Raw genomic sequence first — 23,386 nt, 5'->3', positions numbered from 1 at the left:
ATCCAATGGGAAGGCGGTCCTGCCTGACTTATTCGCCGGTATGACGTACTTCACTACCGTTAATCCAGAACGGCGCCTGACGGTGCAGAGAACGAATCGTCCAGGGCAAGTCCTGATAACGTCCCTGGTGAATTTGCTGAAGAACCAGCCACCAGGGTTCCAGCCAGCTATCCACCGCCGCCAGCGGGTAAGCTCCACATAACAGACACACGGCCAGCAGTTGTTTATGAATACGTTGTGCTTTGTCCTGATATTCGGTCGGCTGATTAAATTCGGCAGTGGTCGCCTTCAGTTCGGCAAATACTCGTCCCAGCATCACATCGCAAAACCGTTTAAATGAACCCTGCAATTTTTTACGGTGTTTGTCTTCCAGCACTGACTTCCAGGGTTGCTCTGTCAGCCAGTGAGTAAGCGCTAACTGGGTCTCACTCCAGCGGGCAGAAAAACAGAGTTCTTTGGCAGGGATATGGGTCATTTCCTGTTCCAGCGTCAGCAAAGACTCACGCAATGAGCCACTGGCTTTACGAGGCAGCATGCTACCAAACAGGGTAAACACTTCACGGAGGGCCAGCAGAATCTCAGCCACCCGGGCACCGGCATCACCATTTCCTTCCAGCCAAAGCTCTTCATGGTATTGCCATTCACTTAGCAGCACCGACAACATGGTGAGCAGCCCCTGCTCGCAGTTAAGTTTCCTTTCTGTCTGTAAACGCGGGAACGGCCGGATACTTTTCGGCGGATTGCCCTGTGCGAGATGGTAGCCTCTGGCTGCTTTACTCAGGCTGCCCGGTCGCAGGCCACCGTCAGCAATCAAATCAAAAGCAAAGGCCATCAGCGCCTGCCGCGACCCCTGCTTTAGCTCCAGTTCCACTTCAAACAGTGGTGACTGTAGCTCACCGGCAATGACGGCCCCCTGATCGAAAGCCACCTCAATTTCGCTGTCCTGATAACTGACCAGCCACTTTTCCCGGACAAAGTCGGTCCGGAATAGCGGTTGTAAACGCTGTTGCAGCTCCTGAATATCCGCGCCCTCAGGCCAGACATTTTCCGGTAGCAGACGAATATCCAGCTCATCATTCTGCAGGCTGACATTGAACTCAGGACGCTGATGCAAACCACCGATAGTCTGACCGCTGGTCTTTAACGTCATTTCATACTGCTGATTAATACCACGGATACGTAATCCCATATCCCAGCGGCGTAACTGGTTATCCGGTGTCTCAAAGTAGATGTTGGCCAGTGTCTGTGGCGCAGAGTGTTGCTGTGGCCAGCGGTTGAGCCGTTCTGCCAGTTGAGAAGCAGCCTGTGAACTGGCAATGAACTTTAATTCTGTTTCGATGGTCATAGGATCTCTGAATGTCACAATTACTATCAATAAACCGGTAAATTACTCCGCTTCCAGAGTAATCGACTAAAGACGCACTGTCTCTGATTTGTTAGGCTTTAACATCGCCGAGAACAAGATAGTTCTCATTTATATCCGTCCGGCCCCTCTCCAGACTGTGGCAATAAATTTACCCATATAATATGCAAAAACGACGTCGAATGAATAAACTTACACGCACCGGTATTTTTCTACTCGCTTTCAGCACTATAGCCCCTGCGGTTCACGCAGATACTACCCGTTATATTTCTGATGAGCTTTCGACCTGGGTCCGTAGTGGACCAGGCGACCAATATCGCCTGGTTGGCAAAGTTAACGCTGGCGATCAGGTCACAGTATTGCAAACTAATCCCGACAGCAAATACGCACAAATTCGTGATTCAGAAGGACGCACAACCTGGATACCTTTGTCACAACTGAGTGACACACCCAGCCTGCGTACCCAGGTGCCGCAACTGCAACAGCAGGTGAAACAACTGACAGATAAGCTGGCGAATATCGATAACAGCTGGAACCAGCGGACTGCCGATATGCAGAAGAAAGTGGCTGGCAGCGACAGTGCTATCGATGCCCTGAAACAGGAAAACCAGACACTGAAAAATTCTCTTATTGTCGCGCAGAAAAAAGTCGCGGCGGCGAATGTTCAGTTGGATGACAAGCAACGAGCGATTATCATGCAGTGGTTTATGTATGGTGGTGGCGTGATGGGCCTGGGTCTGTTGCTGGGTCTGTTACTGCCACGGATGATCCCACGCCGTAAAAGTAATGACCGCTGGATGCGCTGACCGATTCCGGGTTCCTGCACAATACCACGCGCTGAGCGCTGACCTGACAGCCTGCAGCGGCGAACGGCTAACAGACACAGGAGTTGTGGTGTGAAAACTTATCTGGTCGGTGGTGCCGTCCGTGATGCGTTGCTTAATTTGCCGGTCAAAGACCGGGACTGGGTCGTGGTAGGGGCAACCCCGGAAGATCTGCTTAGCCTAGGGTATCAACAGGCCGGGCGTGATTTCCCTGTGTTTCTGCATCCTGTCAGTCATGAAGAATATGCTCTGGCACGTACTGAACGTAAAGCCGGACATGGCTATACCGGATTCACAACCTGTTTCTCCCCCGAGGTGACTCTGCCTGAAGATTTACAGCGTCGCGACCTGACCATCAATGCGATGGCACAGGACAGTGACGGAGAAATTATTGACCCATGGCAGGGGCAGCAGGATCTCAGACAACGTTTGTTACGCCATGTCTCACCAGCCTTTGTCGAGGATCCGTTGCGGGTATTACGGGTCGCCCGGTTTGCGGCGCGGTTTGCAGGACAGGGGTTTCGCGTGGCGGATCCCACGCTGACGCTAATGAAGCAACTGTCTGATAGTGGTGAATTACAACACCTGACTGCCGAACGTGTGTGGAAAGAGACGGAGAAAGCGTTAGCTACGGATAATCCTGATGTTTACTTTCAGGTATTACGGGATTGTGGTGCGCTGAAGGTATTATTTCCTGAACTGGATAACCTGTTCGGCGTGCCGGCCCCGGTCAAATGGCACCCGGAAATTGACACCGGCGTCCACAGCCTGATGACTCTGAATATGGCTGCACGGCTGACAGAAGATATCGCAATCCGCTTTGCTGCGCTGTTCCATGATGCAGGCAAAGCCCTGACCCCCAAACAAGTCTGGCCTTCTCATCCGGGACATGGTGCAGCCGGGTTACCACTGGTCAGTGCGCTGTGTCAGCGTCTGAAAGTCCCTAATCATGTTCGTGAACTGTCTCTGGTTATTACCGAATATCATGATGTGATCCACACTATCCAGCGTCAGCCGCCGGAGAAAGTGATCCAGCTGTTTGACAGTATTGACGTATGGCGCAGGCCGGAACGACTGACACAACTGATTACTGCCAGTGAAGCCGATGCCCGTGGACGTGAAGGATTAACCGGGCAAGCCTATCCACAGGCCGACTATACTCTGGCGTTGTACCAGGCTGCTGTTGCAGTACCGGTGTCTGAAGTGATTAGTGACGGATTCAGCGGCCCACAAATCCGCACTGAACTGACCCGTCGCCGGGTCGCAGCACTTCAGGGCCACTCCCCATCCTCCGCCTGAGATAAAAAAAGGCCGGAAATAAATTCCGGCCATGCTTATCTTTTGAATCATCGTCAGGCAAAAATCATATAGACCACCACCGCGAGGATAAAACGGTAGATAGCGAACGGGACAAACGAAATTCGTTTAATCAGTTCCAGGAAGGTCTTAATCGCAATCAGTGCCACGATAAATGCCATAATAAAACCAATACCAAACATCGGAATATCGCTGACAGTCAGGAAGCTGAGGCTTTTATATAAATCCAGTGCTGTCGCGCCCATCATCATCGGCACCGCCAGCAGAAACGAAAATTCAGAAGCCGCATAGCGACTTATCCCCATCAGCATTCCACCGGAGATAGTTGCGCCTGAACGTGAAAAACCAGGCCACAGAGCCAGACACTGAAAGCAACCAATCATAAAAGCCTGGCGGTAGGTAATATCATCAAGACCCACCGATTTTGGCTGTTTGGGTTTAAAGTATTCTGCCAGCAACAACAAAATCCCCCCGGCGACCAGCGCATACATCACATTAATCGGGGTAAACAGTGTTTTGATCCGGTCATGCAAAATTAGGCCGAGAACGACAGCCGGAATCATACCCAGTAAAATATGGATAAGCGTCAGATGCCCCTGGCCAGTACCTTCATGGGGAACCTTCCCAAAATGAATACCTATCAACCCAAACAACCTGCGCCAGAACATCACAACGACAGCCAGTATCGACCCCAACTGGATGACAACTTCAAAGGTTTCTGCGGTTTCATCCTCAAACCCCAGCAAATGGCCGACAATAATCATGTGGCCTGTGGATGAAACGGGTAAGAATTCCGTTAACCCTTCAACAATGCCCAAAATTGCTGCAACAAACAGGTGGTGCATATCTGCCATCAAAAAATCCTCTCCAATTCACCCCAATCAACACAACACCTGGCTGCCATTTTTACTGATGGCTTAAAATAAGCAGTTATGTGAACTTTTCTGAACTATGCCAGAACCGTTAAATCATTGTACCGACAATGAGTTCCACGGCATATGACAGTCAATACTCTGATTGGGTTTCAGTTTGATGGCAATTATTTACTATCTGTTTCCGGTTATTTAGGAATAATTCCCCGCTCAATGCGTACTCCCACCTGGCTCGCTTGCGCGACAGCGCCGGGCTTACTGACTTTAATTCGTACTCCGGGTAAGTCAAAACGCTGCATAAGTAATTCCGCTACTTCTTCTGCTACCCGCTCAACCAGGGCAAAGCGCTGTCCCTGTAAATGCTGTAACACTGCCTCAGAAACATCCGCATAACTTAGACAATCTGCCACATCATCACTCTTCGCGGCTTTGCGGTTATCCCATGCCATTTCTATATCCAGTAACAATTTTTGCTGAATAGTCTGTTCCCAGTCATAGGCGCCAATGGTGGTAAATACGGTCAGCTGTTCGATAAAGACAAGATCCATCGTGATACTCTCTGTGTTTTTATGGTGATCAGATACCACTTCCGTTGCTTTATGCGTATTATCCAGACAGCAACCAAAACAACGGACAGGTATGGGAAGTATTATGACAGTAATCGCTGCAGGTATGATCCTTTTTGCGTATCTTTGCGGTTCCGTTTCCGGAGCAATTCTGTTGTGCAAACTCTGCGGATACCCTGATCCCCGTACCCTGGGTTCTGGCAACCCCGGTGCGACCAACATTTTACGGGTGGGTGGTAAACTGGCCGCAGTTGCGGTGCTATTATTTGATGTCATAAAAGGGATGTTGCCGGTCTGGCTGGCATGGGAGTTACATATTTCTCCCTTCTTCCTGGGTTTGACGGCAATAGCGGCCTGTCTCGGCCATATCTATCCGGTATTTTTTGGCTTTCGCGGCGGTAAAGGTGTGGCGACTGCGCTGGGTGCGATTGCCCCCATTGGCTGGGACCTGACCGGGCTGATGATGGGCACATGGATTCTGACAGTACTACTCAGTGGTTACTCTTCGCTGGGAGCGATTATCAGTGCATTAATTGCACCCTTTTATGTCTGGTGGTTTAAGCCACAGTTTACCTTTCCTGTCTCTATGCTGTCCTGCCTGATTCTGCTACGTCATCACGACAATATTCAGCGTCTGTGGCGGGGTATGGAGCCCCGCCTGTGGAAACGCAAAACCAAATCGCAGCCTACAGATAGCGGCAAACACTAAACCTCCGGCCGCTCCTGAAATTTCCCAGATCAGGGCACTAACGGCGGCAATTCCGCCAGTGGCCAGCGTGGTCGCACTGTAATCCCCAGATCACTGTGGGTTCCCCCTTTCAGACGAACCATCCCTGCATAGGCTATCATGGCACCATTATCGGTACAGAACGCTGGCCTTGCATAAAACACTTCACCGCCGCGTTGCTGCATCATCTCTGCCATTCTTTCTCGTAGTGTTTTGTTAGCACTGACACCTCCGGCAATCACCAGTTTTTTAAACCCGGTCTGCTGAAGTGCGCGCTTACATTTTATCATCAGGGTATCCACCACCGCATCTTCAAATGCCCTCGCAATATCAGCTTTGGTCCCGGCATCATCGTCATGGTTACGGATGGTATTCGCGGCAAAGGTCTTCAGGCCCGAAAAACTGAAATCCAGGCCTGGCCTGTCGGTCATTGGCCGTGGAAAGGTAAAACGTCCTGCCGTCCCCTGCGCTGCCATTTTCGACAGCAGTGGCCCTCCGGGATAATCCAGCCCCAGTAATTTAGCTGTCTTATCAAAGGCTTCTCCGGCGGCATCATCAATCGACTCGCCGAGCAGTTCATACTCACCAATCCCGGTGACACTGATAAGCTGGGTATGTCCCCCTGAGACCAGCAAGGCAACAAAAGGAAATTCAGGTGGGTTATCTTCCAGCATTGGAGCCAACAGATGGCCTTCCATATGGTGGACGGCAATCGCCGGCACCTGCCAGGCAAAAGCCAGAGAGCGACCGACGGTAGCTCCGACCATTAATGCCCCGACCAGCCCGGGACCGGCAGTGTAAGCCACCGCATCAATATCTGTAGCTGTCAGCCCTGCCTCAGCCATCGCCGCCTGAATGAGGGGTACCGTTTTACGGACATGGTCGCGGGATGCCAGTTCCGGCACCACACCGCCATAATCAGCGTGTAAACTCACCTGGCTATATAGCTGATTAGCCAACAGACCGGATTCGTCGTCATAAATTGCAATTCCGGTTTCATCGCAAGACGTTTCAATACCCAAAACTCGCATCACACTCACCTCTGATTTCGCCGCAGGAGTGTACCACAGCTAACAATTCTGGCCTATGCTGCACGATTTCATTAAAAAGATTTTTTACCGGCCAAAGAATAGGCTATACTTCGCGGTCTGAAAAAAACCGGCAACCACAGTGCTGCGAAGCGCTTTGTTGGTTTGAAATTGTTCATGGTGCTTTACAAGCCAGCCCACGCTGGAGTAAAATACTGCACCATTTTGAAATAAGCTGGCGCTGCAGCCAGCTGCACAAATCGAATTTATCGAGGTGAGAGTTACATGCCGGTAATTAAAGTACGTGAAAACGAGCCTTTCGACGTAGCACTGCGTCGCTTCAAGCGTTCCTGTGAAAAAGCAGGCGTTCTGGCTGAAGTCCGTCGTCGTGAGTTTTATGAAAAACCAACGACCGAACGTAAGCGCGCTAAAGCGTCTGCTGTTAAACGTCATGCCAAGAAACTGGCTCGCGAAAACGCACGCCGCACTCGTCTGTACTAATTTGTCCGGGAGCCTGCTCCCATGCGTGTTACACGCAGACTGAGTAAAGTGAAAGGCCGTGCTTTCCGAAAGGAGGCGCGGCTTGTTGTCGTTTATGAGTTAAAGAACCGGAGTCTATGGCTGGGAAAATACCGCGTATATTTATCAATGACTTGCTTGCCCGCACAGACATCGTGGATCTTATTGATGCCCGCGTGAAGCTGAAAAAGCAAGGCAAGAATTATCACGCCTGTTGCCCTTTCCATAACGAAAAAACCCCGTCTTTTACCGTCAACGGTGACAAACAGTTTTACCACTGTTTTGGCTGTGGTGCTCATGGTAATGCTATTGATTTTCTGATGAATTTTGACCGTCTGGAGTTTGTCGAAACCATCGAAGAACTGGCCACCATGAATGGACTGGAAGTTCCCTACGAAAGCGGTAGCGGTGACACCCCCATGGAGCGGCATCAGCGACAAAGCCTTTACCAGCTGATGGACGGTCTGAATCAGTTTTACCAGTCTTCTTTATCACAACCTCAGGCAGAACCTGCCCGGCACTATCTGCAAAGTCGCGGACTGAGTCAGCAGGTGATCGAACATTTTTCGATAGGGTTCGCCCCACCAGGATGGGACAACGCCTTAAAGCGTTTTGGAAAACATCAGGAAGATAAACACTCTCTGACAGAAGCCGGGATGCTGGTCACTAATGACAATGGCCGCAGTTATGACCGTTTTCGTGACCGGGTCATGTTCCCAATTCGTGATAAACGAGGAAGAGTGATTGGTTTTGGTGGTCGGGTACTGGGGAATGATACGCCCAAATACCTTAACTCACCGGAGACCTCAATTTTCCATAAAGGCCGGCAACTATACGGGCTCTATGAAGTCACACAAATCCATAACCAGCCCGCCAGGTTATTAGTGGTTGAAGGCTATATGGATGTGGTGGCTCTGGCGCAGTTTGGCATCGATTATGCAGTAGCCTCTCTGGGGACTTCAACCACCAGTGAACATATACAGCTACTGTTCAGAAATACCGATACCGTGATTTGCTGTTATGACGGTGACCGGGCGGGACGTGACGCCGCATGGCGTGCACTGGAAACTGCCCTGCCTTACATTACCGATGGCCGCCAGCTGCGTTTTATGTTTCTGCCGGATGGCGAAGATCCGGATACGCTGGTACGTAAAGAAGGCAAACAGGCGTTTGAGCAACGAATGGAACAGGCTGTACCGCTGTCAGACTTCCTGTTCGACAATTTACTGCCTCAGGTAGACCTGAGTACCCGTGACGGAAAAGCACGTTTAAGTACCCTGGCTCTGCCACTGATTAGTCAGATCCCGGGAGAAACGCTGCGGATTTATATACGTCAGGTACTGGGCAACAAACTGGGTATTCTGGACGACCGTCAGTTGGAAAAATTGTTACCGGCAAAGGCCGAAAACAAACCGGTGAACGCTTCGCCAGTGATGAAAAAAAACCACCATGCGGATTCTGGTCGCGTTGCTGTTACAGAACCCGGCACTGGCGGCTAAAGTCCCGTCGCTTGAAGGGTTAAAAGAGACGGGTATTGCCGGACTGCCACTGTTCGCTGAACTGGTACAACGCTGTAATGAGCAGCCAGGCTTAACTACTGCCCAGTTACTGGAAAGTTATCGTGATACTAAAACGGCACAGTCCCTTGAAACTCTGGCTGTCTGGAACCACATGATAGTAGATGATGAAGTGGAAGCGGTGTTTAGTGACTCACTGACCAGTATTTATAACACAGCGTTGGAGCAGCGACTCGAATGGCTGATTGCCCGTGATCGCACTCATGGGCTGAACAGTGACGAACGGCTTGAATTGCAATCGTTGCTGACAGCACTGGCCAAAAAATAGATTGTCGGTTGGCGTTTGCTGACACGTCGACCTGTGACTGAATGTAAATTTTGCTGTAAAAACCACCAGTTTGTACAGAGTTGTCAGGCTTCTTCTATACTGAAGCCTGAATGATGACAAAAAGATTACTCGCGGCTTAATTGCCGATTACTCAGGGCAGATGCCCATTGCTGCGATGAAGGCCGCAGCCAATGAAACGCCTTTACTGTTATTTGCCGGTTAACCCCGACAAACACCGATCTCATTAACAGAAGTGTGGATACCGTCTTATGGAGCAAAACCCGCAGTCACAGCTGAAGCTACTTGTCACCCGTGGTAAGGAGCAAGGCTATCTGACCTATGCTGAGGTCAATGACCATCTGCCGGAAGATATTGTCGACTCCGATCAGATTGAAGACATTATTCAGATGATCAACGACATGGGTATTCAGGTGGTAGAAGAAGCCCCTGATGCCGATGATCTGATGCTGAATGAAAACAGTTCCGATACTGATGAAGATGCAGCAGAAGCGGCCGCGCAGGTACTTTCCAGCGTAGAGTCTGAAATTGGCCGGACCACTGACCCTGTCCGCATGTATATGCGTGAAATGGGTACCGTAGAACTGCTTACCCGCGAAGGCGAAATTGATATTGCTAAACGTATTGAAGATGGTATCAACCAGGTTCAATGCTCAGTCGCGGAATATCCGGAAGCAATCACTTATCTGCTGGAACAATACGACAGAGTCGAAGCCGGAGAAGCACGGCTTTCCGATATTATTACTGGTTTTGTCGATCCGAATGCTGAGGAAGATCTGGCACCGACAGCGACCAATATCGGGTCAGAGTTATCGGAAGAAGACCGTAACGATGACGACGACGAAGATGAAGACAGCGATGATGATAACTCAGAAGATGATAACTCTATCGATCCTGAGCTGGCACGTGAAAAATTCGGCGAATTACGTGCCCAGTACGAAGTCACCCGTACCGTCATCAAAAGCAAAAGCCGCAGCCATGCTGATGCGATTGCCGAAATTCAGAATCTGTCTGAAGTCTTTAAACAGTTCCGTTTAGTGCCAAAACAGTTTGATTATCTGGTCAACAATATGCGCCAGATGATGGATCGTGTCCGTGCTCAGGAACGCGCCATCATGAAACTGTGTGTTGAAGTGTGCAAAATGCCGAAGAAAAACTTCATCACACTGTTTACCGGCAACGAAACCAATGGCACCTGGTTTAAAGCTGCTCTGGCAATGAAAAAACCATGGTCTGAAAAGCTGCTGGAAGTCGAAGATGATGTGGAACGTGGCCTTCACAAACTGGCTCAGGTTGAGGAAGAAACCGGTCTGACCATCGAGCAGGTGAAGGACATCAACCGTCGTATGTCTATCGGTGAAGCGAAAGCCCGCCGTGCGAAAAAAGAGATGGTAGAAGCTAACCTGCGTCTGGTGATTTCAATTGCTAAAAAATACACCAACCGTGGCCTGCAGTTCCTGGATCTGATTCAGGAAGGTAACATTGGTCTGATGAAAGCGGTTGATAAGTTTGAATACCGTCGTGGTTACAAGTTCTCAACTTATGCGACATGGTGGATTCGTCAGGCCATTACCCGTTCAATTGCAGACCAGGCCAGAACCATTCGTATTCCGGTACACATGATCGAAACCATCAACAAACTGAACCGTATTTCACGTCAGATGTTGCAGGAAATGGGTCGTGAACCTTCACCGGAAGAACTGGCAGAGCGGATGCTGATGCCTGAAGATAAAATTCGTAAGGTGCTGAAAATCGCGAAAGAGCCTATTTCGATGGAAACACCGATTGGCGATGACGAAGATTCACATCTGGGTGATTTTATCGAAGACACCACGCTGGAGCTGCCGCTGGATTCAGCAACGTCTGAAAGCCTGCGTTCTGCAACGCATGACGTACTGGCTGGTCTGACTGCCCGTGAAGCTAAAGTCCTGCGGATGCGTTTTGGTATTGATATGAATACTGACCATACTCTGGAAGAAGTCGGTAAACAGTTCGATGTTACCCGTGAGCGTATTCGTCAGATTGAAGCCAAAGCACTGCGTAAATTACGTCACCCAAGCCGCTCGGAAGTTCTGCGAAGCTTCCTGGATGACTAATCCACAGCCTGTCGGATAATTTTTCCGACATCTCTGCTTAGCGAAAACCTCATCATTCTGGTGAGGTTTTTTTTAACTGTGCTGTGCTCTTATCATCGCGGATACCTTTTGTTTAATCACCCAAGCCACGGAAATTTTCACCCTCTCCCCGTCACTCTGATATTTCACATGCCAGTGTGAAAAATAAAATCAGGTTATTAAGATTTAAAATAATTAATTTTCATATAGTTAAATAAAAAACCTTAATTTTACCCGGTGTAAAATCTGTGATTACGCAACTTTTAATGTGAAATTGATCACCGTAAACTACATTCATTAACACAGACACAGAACAGACAGTGATAAGAGTGGTGGCAAATGGCGATTGCATTAACGGCTAATGAACGTCGGGACTTTATCTATCGCTATGTCCATGAAAACCAGATTGCGCTTTATGACGCCCTGGCGTCCCTGATGAACGTGTCACACATGACCATCCGCCGGGACGTACAGATTCTGGAACGGGAAGGAAAAGTTCAACGGGTCAATGGCGGTATCAGACTCAGCGAACTACTGCATCAGGAACTGCCCTATCAGGAAAAATCATACCTGAACCATAAGCTGAAAAAAGAGCTGGGTAAACGGGCTATGCAGCGCATCTCTGAAGGCACCATTATCTATCTGGATGCGGGAACCACCACGTTTGAAATAGCCTGTTGTATTCCGGCTAATTTTCATCTGACGGTAGTCACCAATGATTTTTCTATCAGTCAGTTGCTGATGTCTAACCCCGCTATCGATCTCTATCACGTGGGGGGGCGGGTAGATAAACGTAATTTGTCCTGCGTCGGATTAAGCGCAGCCAATTTTATCAAAGCGCTGAATATTGATTTAGCCTTTCTGAGTGCCAGTTCCTGGGATTTAGTCCACGGAATTTCGACACCATATGAAGGTAAAGCAGTGGTTAAGCAGACAGTTATTTCTGTATCAAATAGAAATATTCTGGTATCGGATAGCAGTAAATATGGAAAATACGGTTTTTATACCGTCTGCCCGTTATCCTCAATGGATGAAATAATTACCGACTCTATTTCCGGTGAATGTAAGCAGAGCTTGCTTGAGGTCACGTCACCCAAAGTGACCTTTATCGATATATTTCAGGAAGGAAGTTATTATGAAAGACGAAAATAAAATACGCGAAGAGATATGTCTGACCGGGGCAAGCTTATATAACAGAGGATATATTGTCGGTTCATCGGGTAATATCAGTGCCTGTCTGGATGATGGCTGGCTGATTACCCCCACCGACGCCTGTCTGGGGACTCTTGACCCGAATGATATTGCTAAAGTCAGCCTGGCCGGTGAATGGATTAGTGGGAATAAACCCTCCAAAACACTGTTGTTGCATCGCGGTATCTATAAACAGAATTCAGCTGCCAGCAGTGTTCTGCATACCCATTCCACCTCTTTGGTCTTACTAACCTTACTGGGTGTCTGGAGCCCTGATGCTATTCTGCCTCCCATCACGCCTTATCAGGTCATGAAAGTCGGCAGAATCCCGTTAATTGAATATCAACGACCAGGTGCGCCGGAAGTGGCAGAAATAGTGGCCGGACTGGCGGATAAGGTCAAAGGTGTCATGCTGGAACGGCTGGGTCCGGTTGTCTGGGGAAACAGTGTTTCACAGGCAAGTTATATTCTCGAAGAATTAGAAGAAACAGCAAAACTATGGATAGAAACGGGTCGCAAGGCAGCACTGCTTTCTGAGCAGGCCATTAATGATTTGGAAACAACATTTAAATGCCGATGGTAATCACTGTTTAAATTACCCTACTCACTATACACAGGTAAAAATAAAATGACCGCTTATGAAATTATGCCACGCGTGGCATATTTAATCGCTGTGTCGATGATAGGCTGGTATGCGTCCAGGAAATTTAAAATAAATTCCAAAGACATTGCCAACTTATTAATTTATATTTTTTCACCGATTGTCTGTTTTGTATTAATACTGAATTCTCCGGCAGGCGTCGGATATGCCATGTATTCGGTAGTATTTTATGTCATCTCCTGTATTGCTGCCTTTCTGGCGTTATTCGTCGGGCGTTTTTTATGGAAAGACAACCGTGCTAACCTGTTTGGCGCTGCCGGCGGACAGGGTAATGTTGGCTATTTTGTTCTGCCACTGGCTATAGGGCTGCTGGGAGGTACTCCGGATGGCGCTGCGGCAATCAGTATTGTGGTGTTTGCCAAGGTCGCTTCCAGTATCTATGAATTTACCGCGGCCTATTATATTACCGCCCGTGGCCTCTATTCAGTGAAAACCAGTCTGATCCGTGTTGCCAAAATGCCTACCCTGCATGCAGCGATCCTGGCATTGATTCTAAAATATTTTCACTTTGAATTACCTGAGTTTATTAAAAGCGGAGTGAACGGTTTTGTGGGGGGATACTCTACCCTGGGGATGATGATTATCGGGATGTCACTGGCGAGATTTGACAAACTGGTACCGGACTGGAAATTCGCCTTCTACTCCATCCTCTGGAAACAAGGGCTGTATGCTCTGGTGATTATCCTGATTTTCCGCCAGTTTCATCTTCAGACTTATGAATATGTGGTCATGGTTATGCTGGCCTGTAACCCACTTCCGGCCAATATTGCCGCAGTAGCTTCAGCGCTGGATGTGCATCCGGAAAAAGCAGCCTTTGCCATCATGGTCAGTACCATACTGGCAGTGATTACTGTCCCCGTTACCATCTGGCTGGCCATGTAGCCAAACGGGCTGCTCTATGGCGGCCCACCCCCACGAATTCAGGAGTTAACTATGAGTCATTCAGGTCCTTTATCACTGCACAGTGCATTGGTCGTTCGTTCACCTTTTGATGCGACATTGCTCGACCGCTATCGTCGCCAGTCCGGAGAGATTGATATTCACTGGACCCCGACCACAGTACTGATGAAAAACATAGAAAACGGTCAGCAATGCGACGTGGTAATTGTCACGGATCCGGCAATGGATCAACTGGTGGCTCAGGGGATTGTCGATCCGGCAACCCGAAAACCGCTGGTGATCTCAAGGATCGGATTTGCGGTGAAACAAGGTGCCCCACATGTCGATGTTTCCGGGACAGAACAGCTGGTGAAAACCCTGCGTGAAGGACGCTCCATCTGCTACTCCGTCGGCGGAGCCAGTGGTATTCATTTCAAAACCGTATTAAAAAAACTCGGGATCGAACAGGAGATTGACGCCAAAGCCTGCCCTATCCCGGAAGGTTTTACTGCGGAAAAACTGATCACCGGGGAAGCAGATTTAGCCATTCAGCAAATTAGCGAGCTGCTGGTGGTTCCCGGCGTCGAAATCATTGGTTATCTGCCGGATGAATTACAGAAGATCACCGCATTTTCTATCGCGCAGTTTGCCAGTTCTGAACGTAAACAACAGGCAGCAGAATTGATCGATATTGTGACTGCGCCGGAAACCGCCGATGAATATCAGAAATTTGGTCTGGAACTGCGTAATTAATCCCTGACCCGGGAGAACACTGTGATGAAATCAATAGTTCTGCTGCATGCCACGCCGGTGGCTATGCAACCGATCACGGAGGCAATGCAGGCTTTATGGCCGGAAGCCACAGCCATTCATTTGCTGGATGAGGGATTATCGCTGGAGCGGGCAAAATCCTCTCAAATGACGCCTGAACTGAGAAGCCGTTTTATCCGCTTTGGTACCTATGCCCGTGACATGGGTGCTGACGGTATTCTGGCCACCTGTTTTGCTTTTGGTGAACCCCTGGAGGCGCTGGACGAGATGTTCACTATTCCGGTACTGAAACCGAATGAGGCGATGTTTGAAGCTGCACTGGAGCACGGCACCCGGATTGGTATGCTGGCCACCTTTGCCCCGGCCGTCAGTGGTATGGAAAGCGAATTCTATGCACTGACCAGACAGCGGCAGAGCCAGGCTACCCTGAAAACCCTCTGTGTCCCCGGCGCCATAGAAGCGTTACGGGCCGGGGATGCCCCGCGTCACCATGCGCTGGTCGCTGAATATGCAGCACAACTGGCAGATTGTCAGGCAATAATGCTGGCCCACTTTTCGACATCCGGCGCACTGGCGACCGTTCAGGCGGCGAGCGCTTTACCCATACTGGCGGCACCACAGTCCGCTGTTTTGAAAATGAAACACCGGCTGGCCCGGGACACACGGAGCGACTCATGTTAATAGGTGTGATAGCAGATGATTTCACCGGGGCCAGTGATATTGGTGTCACACTGGCTGGTGGGTTACCGGAAGAAGGTGGCCTGAAAACCGCATTGTATATGGGAGTACCCGACGCCCCTGCTGAAAATGCCATCGGTGCCGGCGTTATCGCTCTGAAAAGCCGTTCCTGGCCTGTCGATCAGGCCATTGAACAATCATTGCTGGCCTGTGACTGGTTGCTGGCACAAGGCTGCCGACAGATTGTCTTTAAGTACTGTTCTACCTTTGACTCTACCGACCAGGGCAACATCGGGCCGGTCGCTGAAGCACTGGCAGAAAAATTATCGGCGCGGGGCGTGGTGGTTTGCCCGTCATTCCCAGCCATGAAGCGGACCTTGTATCAGGGGCATCTGTTTGTCAACGATCAGTTGCTGAACGAGTCGGGGATGGAAAACCATCCTCTGACCCCGATGACCGACGCCGATCTGCGACGAGTGCTGGCCAGCCAGTCAACGCTGCCGCAAGGTTTTATCCACTGGCAACAGGTACAGCAAGGCAGCGAAACAATACGAACCCTGTTACAGCAGCAGGCTGAGCAACAAAAATGTCTGGTTCTGGTGGATGCCATCAGTGATGACGATCTATTGTCGATTGCCAAAGCCTGCCATGATGCTCCGCTGCTGACCGGTGGGTCAGCGATAGCCCGTGGGCTACCCCATAACTTTATTTCCCGGGGGGAAGCCTGCGGTGAAAAACCAGAATCCTTTTCCGTACAGGGCCAGGGCGCCATTCTGGTCGGCAGCTGTTCACGGATGACGTTACGACAAATTGAATATCACCGTCAGCGTTATGCTGTGCTGCCACTGGATGTGGAACAAATTATCCGTGGCGAAGCCGGCTATGATGAGTTGTTGCAGTTTGTGGCGGACCATCAGCAGCAGTTACCGCTGATTTATACCTCCGGTGATGCCGCCCGGGTCAGAGAGTTACAGCAGCAGTATGGACGTGAAGAGGTTTCTCAGGCCATCGAACAATTCTTTGCAGGGCTGGCTCCCTTGCTGACGGGGGCTGGAGTCAGGCGTCTGGTGGTTGGCGGAGGTGAAACATCGGGGGCGGTTGTCACCGGGCTTGGCATCCGTTCGGTGGTTATTGGCGCAGAACTGAGCACCGGTGTACCGGCCTTACTGGCAAGTGATCAGCAAGGCCCACTGGGACTGGCGCTTAAATCCGGTAACTTCGGTGAAGAGGACTTTTTCTCCCGGGCTCTGACTCTGCTGGGGGAATAACATGGTGGCGCCTCATATCCTGTAATTTGAGTGTAGGCATCGCAACTTCACTGCCCCTGCAACTCAGCGAGCCCGCGACTTTCTCAGCCAGATTATCAGTCACTGACTGCCTTTCCCCTGCCGCCTCGCGGCAGGGTTGTCCGGTATTCTTCATTGCAGATGATTTGCCGCGGGTGTTGCGCATGTTACCCTTTGTCAGACTATTCTTCTGATACTTTAGGGTTATTTTTTATGCTGTTTAGCCAGTTTCGTCCGGCGATTCTCAGTTTCAGCCAGCCTGCTGCCCGTCAGTTGCCTCAGGAATTTCTGTTACATCAGGAAGGGACGCTCAGCGAATACTATATTCCGTTCGATTATCTGAATCCTGCAGCGCGCGTTGTGTTGGTTGGCATTACTCCTGGCTATCAGCAATGGCTGAATGCGGTGACTGCGGCCCAACAGTCACTGCTCAACGGCGACACGGACCAGCAGGCGCTTTTTCTCGCCAAACAGCAAGGTGCCTTCAGTGGCGCTATTCGAAATAATCTGACACAGCTACTGGATGTTATCGGTCTGGCGGACTGGCTAGGCATTCACTCCTGCCGCTCACTGTTTGCTGAAGATATGGCACTGGTGCATTTTACTTCGCTGTTTAATCAGCCGGTATTTGTGAACGGTAAAAATTACAACAATACCCCGTCATTCCAACGATCTTCGTTACTGCGACAAAGTATTGAGCGCGGCTTTACAGCCGAAGCGCGACAACTGCCACAAGCGGTGTTTGTTCCTCTCGGACCGGTGGCAACCGCTGGGGTAGAATGGTTGGCAGAACAACAACTGATTGATCCTGCAAGGATACTGACAGGCCTGCCCCATCCTTCAGGCGCTAACAGTGAACGAATTCACTATTTCCTGGGTAAAAAACCTCGCGAGGCCCTGTCCCGACAAACTAACCCGGCACTGCTCGATCAGGCGAAAGAATTGCTGCTGCAAAAGGTCACCGCACTGCGCTGATACTATTGTTATGCCGCCGGTTTTTTTGCGTGCCGGCCCCCTCCCGCCCCCGTCAGGAGAAAACTGCCAACATAGATCGCGGCACAGTGTCGGCTTTGGAACTACGCCGCCGTTATCTCTCCGACTACACGACATTGGGGCGGCTCCCCCTGCGGGTGAATGTATTGCTGAAAATCTCCTGACCCTGACTTTTTGCCCCACCGCTGTGCAATCTGTGGTGCATTTGCACCACTCCACATCACCCCCCGGGCCTTCACTCTCCTTTGCCGGTAAAAACATTCGTTATCATTCGCTCTTCATAAAACATGGCACGATAAATGAATTGTCATTGTTCAACAATATATCGCGGAGATACTGAAATGAAATCCATATTACGCTTATGCTGCCTGACAGCTCCTCTGTTCTTCGGCCTGGCACAGGCCGCAACCTTGCAGCCTGGTCATCTGCTGGTGGGGTCAGACCTCACCTATCCCCCGTACAACTATTTAGAGCAGGGCAAACCGGCAGGCTTTGATGCCGAATTTATCAACCTAATCTCTGCCCCACTAAAACTGACCCCGGTTGTGGTTGATACCCGTTTTGCCAGTCTGATCCTCGGCCTGAAAAGTAACCGTTTCGATATCGTCGCATCCACGCTTTATGTCACTCCTGAACGCGCACAACAGGTCGATTTCCTGCCATACATGAAAACTGGCGGCTCATTACTGGTACAGGCGAACTCAACATTTTTACCGCAAAAACCGGAAGACTTATGTGGTAAGCGGGTTTCATCAATTAAAGGGGGAGCCTGGATTGCGCGGTTGAATAAACTCTCCACTGACTACTGCCAGCCAAAAGGCCTGGGAGTAATTACAGTGCTTGAATTCCCGACCTCACCAGAAGCCGCGCAGGCACTGCTATCCAAAGCCGTAGATGTTCAGTACGAAGACGCAGCCGTGGCTAAAGCAACCGTTGAAAAAACCGGTTCACGACTAAAAATCAGTTCATCCCAGATTATCTACCCTGTGGTAGTCGGGCTGGCCGTTAATAAAAATAACCCGGAACTGCTTAGCCAGCTAAAAGCTTCATTTGCGCAAAAAGTCAAAGATGGCAGCTATCAGGCATTACTGCACAAATACAACCTGCAAATGCCGGATAACAGTGAAGTCGCCAAAGCACTGGCCGGAACTCTGTAACTGTTATCTGCGGGGGCAAAGATGAATTTTGACTGGTCTTATTTGATAAGTTTATTCCGCGATGCGGATTTCTGGCAGGCCAGCTGGATGGTGGTGAAACTCAGCGTGCTGACGTGGCTAGGCGGTATTGTGCTAGGGCTGGGTGTTGCACTGGCTAAACAGTCCGCAAATCCGCTGATTCGCAATCTGGCTGCAGGCTATATCTGGCTGTTTCGTAGCCTGCCGTTGCTGGTGCTGCTTATTTTTACCTATAACCTGCCGCAAATGATTCCGGCAACCAGCGTGGTGTTATCCAATCCCTTTGCTGCCGGGCTTATTGCATTAATTTTGAGTGAAACAGCCTACATCGCCGAAATTCACCGTGGCGGTCTGCTTTCGGTGCAACAAGGACAATTTGAAGCGGGTAAAGCACTGGGACTCAGCACCCGGCAAATCCGTTTCAGTATTATTATTCCTCAGTCATTGCGCATTTCATTACCCACTCTGGTGAATGAGTTTATTACCATTGTAAAAATGACCTCGCTGGTCTCAGTCATCTCATTGTCTGAAATCCTGATGGTCGGCGAACGGTTATATACCGAAAACTTTAAGGTGATGGAAACATTGCTGGCGGTGGCCTGTTATTACGTGCTGATTGTCACCGTCTTCGAACGCCTGTTTGGCTGGCTGGAACGTCGCTGTGATGTGAAAAATCGCAAACCGGCCCTTTTCGATGCTGAACAGACCCGGGCATCATTGCCTGCAGCACCGAAAGCAATACGAAAAAGCCACAGTGCTTCAGCCAGGCCGATACTGCAACTAAACGGTTTGAGTAAGGCATTTAACGGCAAGCCAGTATTAAATGATATCAGCCTCAGTGTCAGACCCGGAGAAGTCATTTCTATCATCGGTCCTTCCGGTTCGGGTAAAACCACGCTGATCCGAATGGTCAATGGACTGGAAAAGATGGATAAAGGCAGTGTGGAATTACTGGGACGAGAATTTATCACCGCCGGACAACAGGAAAATGCATTGCCCTATCGGGCACAAATCACCCGGCTGGGTATGGTTTTTCAGGGATTTAACCTGTTCCCACATAAAACGGTTCTGGAAAACCTGTTGCTGGCGCCGCTTCTGCATCAGAGCGATTCACGTAAAGAGCTTCATCAACGCAGCCTGATCATGCTGGATAAAGTGGGCATGCTTGAACATGCCAATAAGTATCCTCACCAGCTATCCGGTGGTCAGCAGCAAAGGGTTGCTATTGCGAGAACTCTGGTAATGAAACCGGCGGTGGTACTGTTTGACGAGCCGACCTCAGCGCTGGATCCGGAGCGTGTCAACGAAGTATTACAAGTGATTGAAAAACTGGCCGGGGAAGGTATCACCATGCTGATTGTGACGCATGAAATGAAATTTGCCCTGGCGATATCAGACCGTATTGTTTTTATGGAACAGGGCCGGATTGGGGTGGATGCCCCGCCTGCCGAAATCCTGAAAATGCATGACCACCGAATTTCTAAATTCATCAACAATATGGCTGCGGCCTGAGAGATCACGATGCAGGAGATTACCCACGCCTCACGGCAACTGAATATTGAAACTCCGGATAATGCCGATTATTCAGGGCTGCCCGCATTTGCGCGGGTCGCTACCCTGCTGCGGGAGAATATTATTAACGGTAACCTGATTGCCGGCCAGCCACTGGCAGAGACAGAGCTGGCAGAACGTTGTGACAGTTCACGTAATACCCTGCGGGAAGCACTGCGCTTTCTGCATGCTGAGGGGCTGGTGAACTATCAGCAAAATCGCGGGGTATTTGTCCGACAGCTGGACCGACGCGATATCCGCGACATTTTTAAGGCCCGCCGACATCTTGAGGTCTTGGCACTGAGCACCAATACACCGGTCAGTGAGTTTCATCTTCAACGCATGCAACAGCATCTCGATAACGCAACTTTGGCAGCCAGTGCGGAACAGTGGCGTGAGGTGGGTACCCAGAGCCTGCGCTTTCACCAAAGTATTGTCCGGATGCTGGCCTGTCAGCGCTTCAACGACTTTTTCAGTGTCCTGCTGGCCCAGTTACGTCTGTTGTTCTGCAGCGGCGCCGCAGAGAGGGAATTTCAGCTCCCCTGGATTGCCCGCGACCAGGACATTCTGTCACTACTACGCCAACAACAATCTCAGGCAGCCTGCACTGCATTAATCGATTACCTCGATTATTCAGAACGTCAGCTGACCGATTCTTTCAGTCATCCTGTTTAATACGGAGAATTACCCCGATGTCGAATTATCCTGCTGCCTATCAAAGTACTTCTGGTTCCGCCCTTGATGTCGATCGCCAGTTTTACAAAGCGCTGGCCGAAGGTCCTCATGAACTACTCTCTTCTCACCTGGTGCCGATCCGCACCGGATATGCCTGGGAAGTACCCGCCGGTCATTTGTTCCGTATTACCGCCCCGCAAGGCCCCCAGGTGGGCGATCTGAATATCTGGAACCGCCATGATCCGCGGGAGAGAATGTGGGTATCCCGCACCCGACAGCTTCAGCGGGCACATCTTTCGGTCTACGATCGCCTGTGGTCGAATCTGCCATTTATCCGCCCGATGGCGACCATTACCGCCGATTCGCTGGCAGATTATGGGACAGACAGTGACGGTGGTCGTGTTCATGACTTACTGGGCACCCGCTGCGATCCTTATGTGAATAAGCTGCTGACCGGTGAAGATTTTGACCATCACTGTCACTCGAATCTGGTGCGTGCGGTTCAGCCATGGGGTCTGACCGAATTTGATGTTCACGATGTGATGAATGTGTTCCAGTGCACCGGCCTGAATGATAATGATCAGTACTTTATGAAGGCCTGCCCGGCACAATCCGGGGACTACCTGGAGTTCTTTGCCGAAATCGATCTGTTATGCGCAATTTCTACCTGCCCCGGGGGTGACTTGTCCCTGCCAATGTGGGGAGATGAAGCTGAAGATACACTGAAAGTCTGCCGGCCGTTGGGGGTGGAGATTTTCAAACCACAGACTGAACTGCTGACTGGCTGGAGTTCACCAAAGTCTCCGGACTATCGTGGAAATCACGGAATGCAACTGAAACCTGTGAGCTGGTAACGAAAAAAACTCCCCCAGTGGTCAGATAAGGACCGCAGGGGGAAACCGTAGTGCGGGTTAAATTGTAATAAACAACCCTGCCATAGCCCCTGGTATTGGCTGACAGTCAGTTTGCGGATTCAGCGCCACCAGTGGACCCGGAAAGGCGCTGATAAAAGAAAATTACTTTGTCGATTCCGACTGGTGGTGATAATTCATATACTGACGCTGAATAGCAATCTGGTCAGCAATATACTTAGCATCGTGCCAGACACCCCAGATAAAGGTTGAACCACGGCGTGATAACCACGGCAGACCCAGGAAATAAATTCCCGGCTCGGAAGAGATCCCGCGCTGATGTTGTGGTTTGCCCTGAGCATCGAAAGCATCTACCTGCAACCAGCTGTAATCTGTCGAATAACCGGTAGCCCAGACAATAGAAGTGATCCCTTCGGCCTGCAGATCCAACGAGAGTGTCGGGTTTGTCATGCAAAGTGGATCCGGCAGAATTTCGTGTGCTTCAGGCTCCAGAGGTAAATCCAGACCGTTACGGGCAATATACTGATCGGCCGCCTGTAGCATCCCCAGGTAGCTGGCATCACCATTGGCAATATTCTGAGCCAGATCATCGGCAAAGCTGACTTTACCGTCAGCGTAACCCCGGGTCAGACCCACAAGATTCACGCCCTCGTTCGCCAGTTTCCGGAAATCGATGGTATAGCCCCCGTTGGCACCGCTGACCGCAATGGTTACGTGCTCTTTACCCGGTTTTGTTGCCGTGGCATCCCATTCACCCAGCACCCCCAGCCACCAGCAAAAATCGCGGTTACGATAGGCGCGTGGCGGGCGATCATGGGCACCGACCGACAGATAGACCTTTTTGCCGGCACGGCACAATTCTTCGGCAATCTGAACTCCGGAAGAACCGGCACCTACCACCAGCACTCCACCTTCCGGTAACTGCTGCGGGTTATGATAATCGGCGGAGTGGATTTGGGTCAGGCCAATATCCTGTGGGATGACCGGCGGGATGACCGGCTTCTGGAAAGGACCGGTGGCAGCCACCAGACGGCGGGCTTCGATAATTCCTTCGGAAGTTTCAATGGTAAATCCCGGACGCCCTGTATTGCGGGTCACTTTTTTTACTTCGACACCGGTGCGAATGGGGGCATTAAATTTTTCGGCATAGGCTTCAAAATAGTCAGCAACACTCTCTTTTGGGGCAAAGCCATCAGGACTGACATCAGCAAATTCCATATTCGGGAAGCGGTCATGCCAGGCCGGGCCGTTAGCCACCAGACTGTCCCAGCGACGGCTTCTCCAGTTACCGGCAATCCGGTTACGCTCAATCACCAGGTGAGGAATTTCCAGTTTGGTCAGGTGTTCACTCATCGCTACACCCGCCTGTCCGGCCCCAACCACCAGCGTATCTACTTCCAGTTTCTCAGTCGTCATTAGCTCTATCCCCTGCAGGGTTTTCGGTACAGCATTACCCTGTAC

General features: G+C 50.4%; 21 protein-coding genes and 1 pseudogene. 17 read left to right on the top strand and 5 right to left on the bottom strand.

Translation table 11 applies throughout. From position 1 onward, the window contains the following. Positions 1-28: 28 nt before the first annotated feature. Positions 29-1,345 carry a CYTH domain-containing protein gene (locus HA49_RS11960; RefSeq protein WP_038017666.1) on the bottom strand — a complete coding sequence of 439 codons (1,317 nt, stop codon included), beginning with the start codon at positions 1,343-1,345 and terminating at the stop codon, positions 29-31. Between the two features lie 200 nt (positions 1,346-1,545). On the opposite strand from HA49_RS11960, the gene HA49_RS11955 reads away from it, so the two are divergent. Further along, entirely contained in the window at positions 1,546-2,169 is a 624-nt protein-coding gene (locus tag HA49_RS11955) for a TIGR04211 family SH3 domain-containing protein (protein ID WP_038017663.1), read from the top strand. Between the two features lie 90 nt (positions 2,170-2,259). Continuing rightward, a complete protein-coding gene (locus HA49_RS11950) occupies positions 2,260-3,486 on the top strand; it encodes a multifunctional CCA addition/repair protein (RefSeq protein WP_038017660.1) in 1,227 nt (408 codons plus the stop codon). 53 nt (positions 3,487-3,539) lie between these two features. On the opposite strand, the gene bacA is transcribed toward HA49_RS11950, so the two are convergent. Both bacA and folB read right to left on the bottom strand, forming a co-directional pair. After that, positions 3,540-4,358, bottom strand: coding sequence for an undecaprenyl-diphosphate phosphatase (gene bacA, locus HA49_RS11945; RefSeq protein ID WP_038017656.1), 819 nt, complete (start codon positions 4,356-4,358; stop codon positions 3,540-3,542). Positions 4,359-4,564: 206 nt separating this feature from the next. Continuing rightward, positions 4,565-4,924, bottom strand: a complete 360-nt coding sequence (gene folB / locus HA49_RS11940; RefSeq protein ID WP_038017653.1) for a bifunctional dihydroneopterin aldolase/7,8-dihydroneopterin epimerase — start codon at positions 4,922-4,924, stop codon at positions 4,565-4,567. A gap of 103 nt (positions 4,925-5,027) precedes the next feature. Between folB and plsY the strand changes: the two genes are divergently transcribed. Then, positions 5,028-5,651 (top strand): glycerol-3-phosphate 1-O-acyltransferase PlsY, encoded by a 624-nt coding sequence (gene plsY, locus HA49_RS11935; protein ID WP_038019249.1) that lies wholly within the window; start codon positions 5,028-5,030, stop codon positions 5,649-5,651. A gap of 29 nt (positions 5,652-5,680) precedes the next feature. Here plsY and tsaD read toward each other — a convergent pair whose 3' ends face one another. Continuing rightward, positions 5,681-6,700, bottom strand: coding sequence for a tRNA (adenosine(37)-N6)-threonylcarbamoyltransferase complex transferase subunit TsaD (gene tsaD / locus HA49_RS11930; RefSeq protein WP_038017650.1), 1,020 nt, complete (start codon positions 6,698-6,700; stop codon positions 5,681-5,683). A 282-nt stretch (positions 6,701-6,982) separates the two neighbouring features. On the opposite strand from tsaD, the gene rpsU reads away from it, so the two are divergent. The 14 genes and pseudogenes from rpsU to HA49_RS11860 all read left to right on the top strand — a co-directional run bounded on the left by rpsU (position 6,983) and on the right by HA49_RS11860 (position 21,907). Next, complete coding sequence (rpsU, locus tag HA49_RS11925; RefSeq protein WP_001144069.1) at positions 6,983-7,198, top strand: 30S ribosomal protein S21; 216 nt, start codon at positions 6,983-6,985, stop codon at positions 7,196-7,198. A gap of 116 nt (positions 7,199-7,314) precedes the next feature. Continuing rightward, a pseudogene (dnaG, locus tag HA49_RS11920) lies at positions 7,315-9,061 on the top strand (DNA primase). 269 nt (positions 9,062-9,330) lie between these two features. Further along, positions 9,331-11,175 (top strand): RNA polymerase sigma factor RpoD, encoded by a 1,845-nt coding sequence (gene rpoD, locus HA49_RS11915; RefSeq protein ID WP_038017648.1) that lies wholly within the window; start codon positions 9,331-9,333, stop codon positions 11,173-11,175. Positions 11,176-11,532: 357 nt separating this feature from the next. After that, positions 11,533-12,345 (top strand): DeoR/GlpR family DNA-binding transcription regulator, encoded by an 813-nt coding sequence (locus HA49_RS11910; protein ID WP_046791805.1) that lies wholly within the window; start codon positions 11,533-11,535, stop codon positions 12,343-12,345. Beyond that, on the top strand, positions 12,329-12,967 hold the full coding sequence (otnC, locus tag HA49_RS11905) for a 3-oxo-tetronate 4-phosphate decarboxylase (RefSeq protein WP_038017646.1): 639 nt from the start codon (positions 12,329-12,331) through the stop codon (positions 12,965-12,967). The genes HA49_RS11910 and otnC overlap by 17 nt, the downstream gene beginning before the upstream one ends. A gap of 45 nt (positions 12,968-13,012) precedes the next feature. Further along, complete coding sequence (locus HA49_RS11900) at positions 13,013-13,927, top strand: AEC family transporter (protein ID WP_046791804.1); 915 nt, start codon at positions 13,013-13,015, stop codon at positions 13,925-13,927. Between the two features lie 51 nt (positions 13,928-13,978). After that, on the top strand, positions 13,979-14,677 hold the full coding sequence (locus HA49_RS11895) for a substrate-binding domain-containing protein (RefSeq protein WP_038017644.1): 699 nt from the start codon (positions 13,979-13,981) through the stop codon (positions 14,675-14,677). Between the two features lie 24 nt (positions 14,678-14,701). Continuing rightward, the gene (locus HA49_RS11890) at positions 14,702-15,376 is read left to right on the top strand and encodes an aspartate/glutamate racemase family protein (RefSeq protein WP_038017641.1); all 675 of its coding nucleotides are present in this window, start codon (positions 14,702-14,704) and stop codon (positions 15,374-15,376) included. Then, positions 15,370-16,641, top strand: a complete 1,272-nt coding sequence (gene otnK, locus HA49_RS11885) for a 3-oxo-tetronate kinase (protein ID WP_038017639.1) — start codon at positions 15,370-15,372, stop codon at positions 16,639-16,641. The genes HA49_RS11890 and otnK overlap by 7 nt, the downstream gene beginning before the upstream one ends. Positions 16,642-16,833: 192 nt before the next feature. Then, a complete protein-coding gene (locus HA49_RS11880) occupies positions 16,834-17,634 on the top strand; it encodes a hypothetical protein (RefSeq protein WP_211259069.1) in 801 nt (266 codons plus the stop codon). 359 nt (positions 17,635-17,993) lie between these two features. Next, the gene (locus tag HA49_RS11875) at positions 17,994-18,809 is read left to right on the top strand and encodes an ABC transporter substrate-binding protein (RefSeq protein WP_038017633.1); all 816 of its coding nucleotides are present in this window, start codon (positions 17,994-17,996) and stop codon (positions 18,807-18,809) included. Positions 18,810-18,830: 21 nt separating this feature from the next. Further along, the gene (locus HA49_RS11870) at positions 18,831-20,339 is read left to right on the top strand and encodes an amino acid ABC transporter permease/ATP-binding protein (protein ID WP_038017630.1); all 1,509 of its coding nucleotides are present in this window, start codon (positions 18,831-18,833) and stop codon (positions 20,337-20,339) included. Positions 20,340-20,348: 9 nt separating this feature from the next. Continuing rightward, positions 20,349-21,053, top strand: a complete 705-nt coding sequence (locus HA49_RS11865; protein ID WP_038017627.1) for a GntR family transcriptional regulator — start codon at positions 20,349-20,351, stop codon at positions 21,051-21,053. A 17-nt stretch (positions 21,054-21,070) separates the two neighbouring features. Further along, positions 21,071-21,907, top strand: coding sequence for an urea carboxylase-associated family protein (locus HA49_RS11860; protein ID WP_038017626.1), 837 nt, complete (start codon positions 21,071-21,073; stop codon positions 21,905-21,907). A 162-nt stretch (positions 21,908-22,069) separates the two neighbouring features. Here HA49_RS11860 and HA49_RS11855 read toward each other — a convergent pair whose 3' ends face one another. After that, positions 22,070-23,341: a flavin-containing monooxygenase gene (locus HA49_RS11855; RefSeq protein ID WP_038017622.1), complete on the bottom strand. Its 1,272-nt coding sequence runs from the start codon at positions 23,339-23,341 to the stop codon at positions 22,070-22,072. Positions 23,342-23,386: the final 45 nt, after the last annotated feature.

The organism is Tatumella morbirosei (assembly GCF_000757425.2).
In the GTDB taxonomy this organism is placed as follows: Bacteria; Pseudomonadota; Gammaproteobacteria; order Enterobacterales; family Enterobacteriaceae; genus Tatumella; species Tatumella morbirosei.
This window is presented reverse-complemented; position numbering and strand designations above follow the sequence as displayed.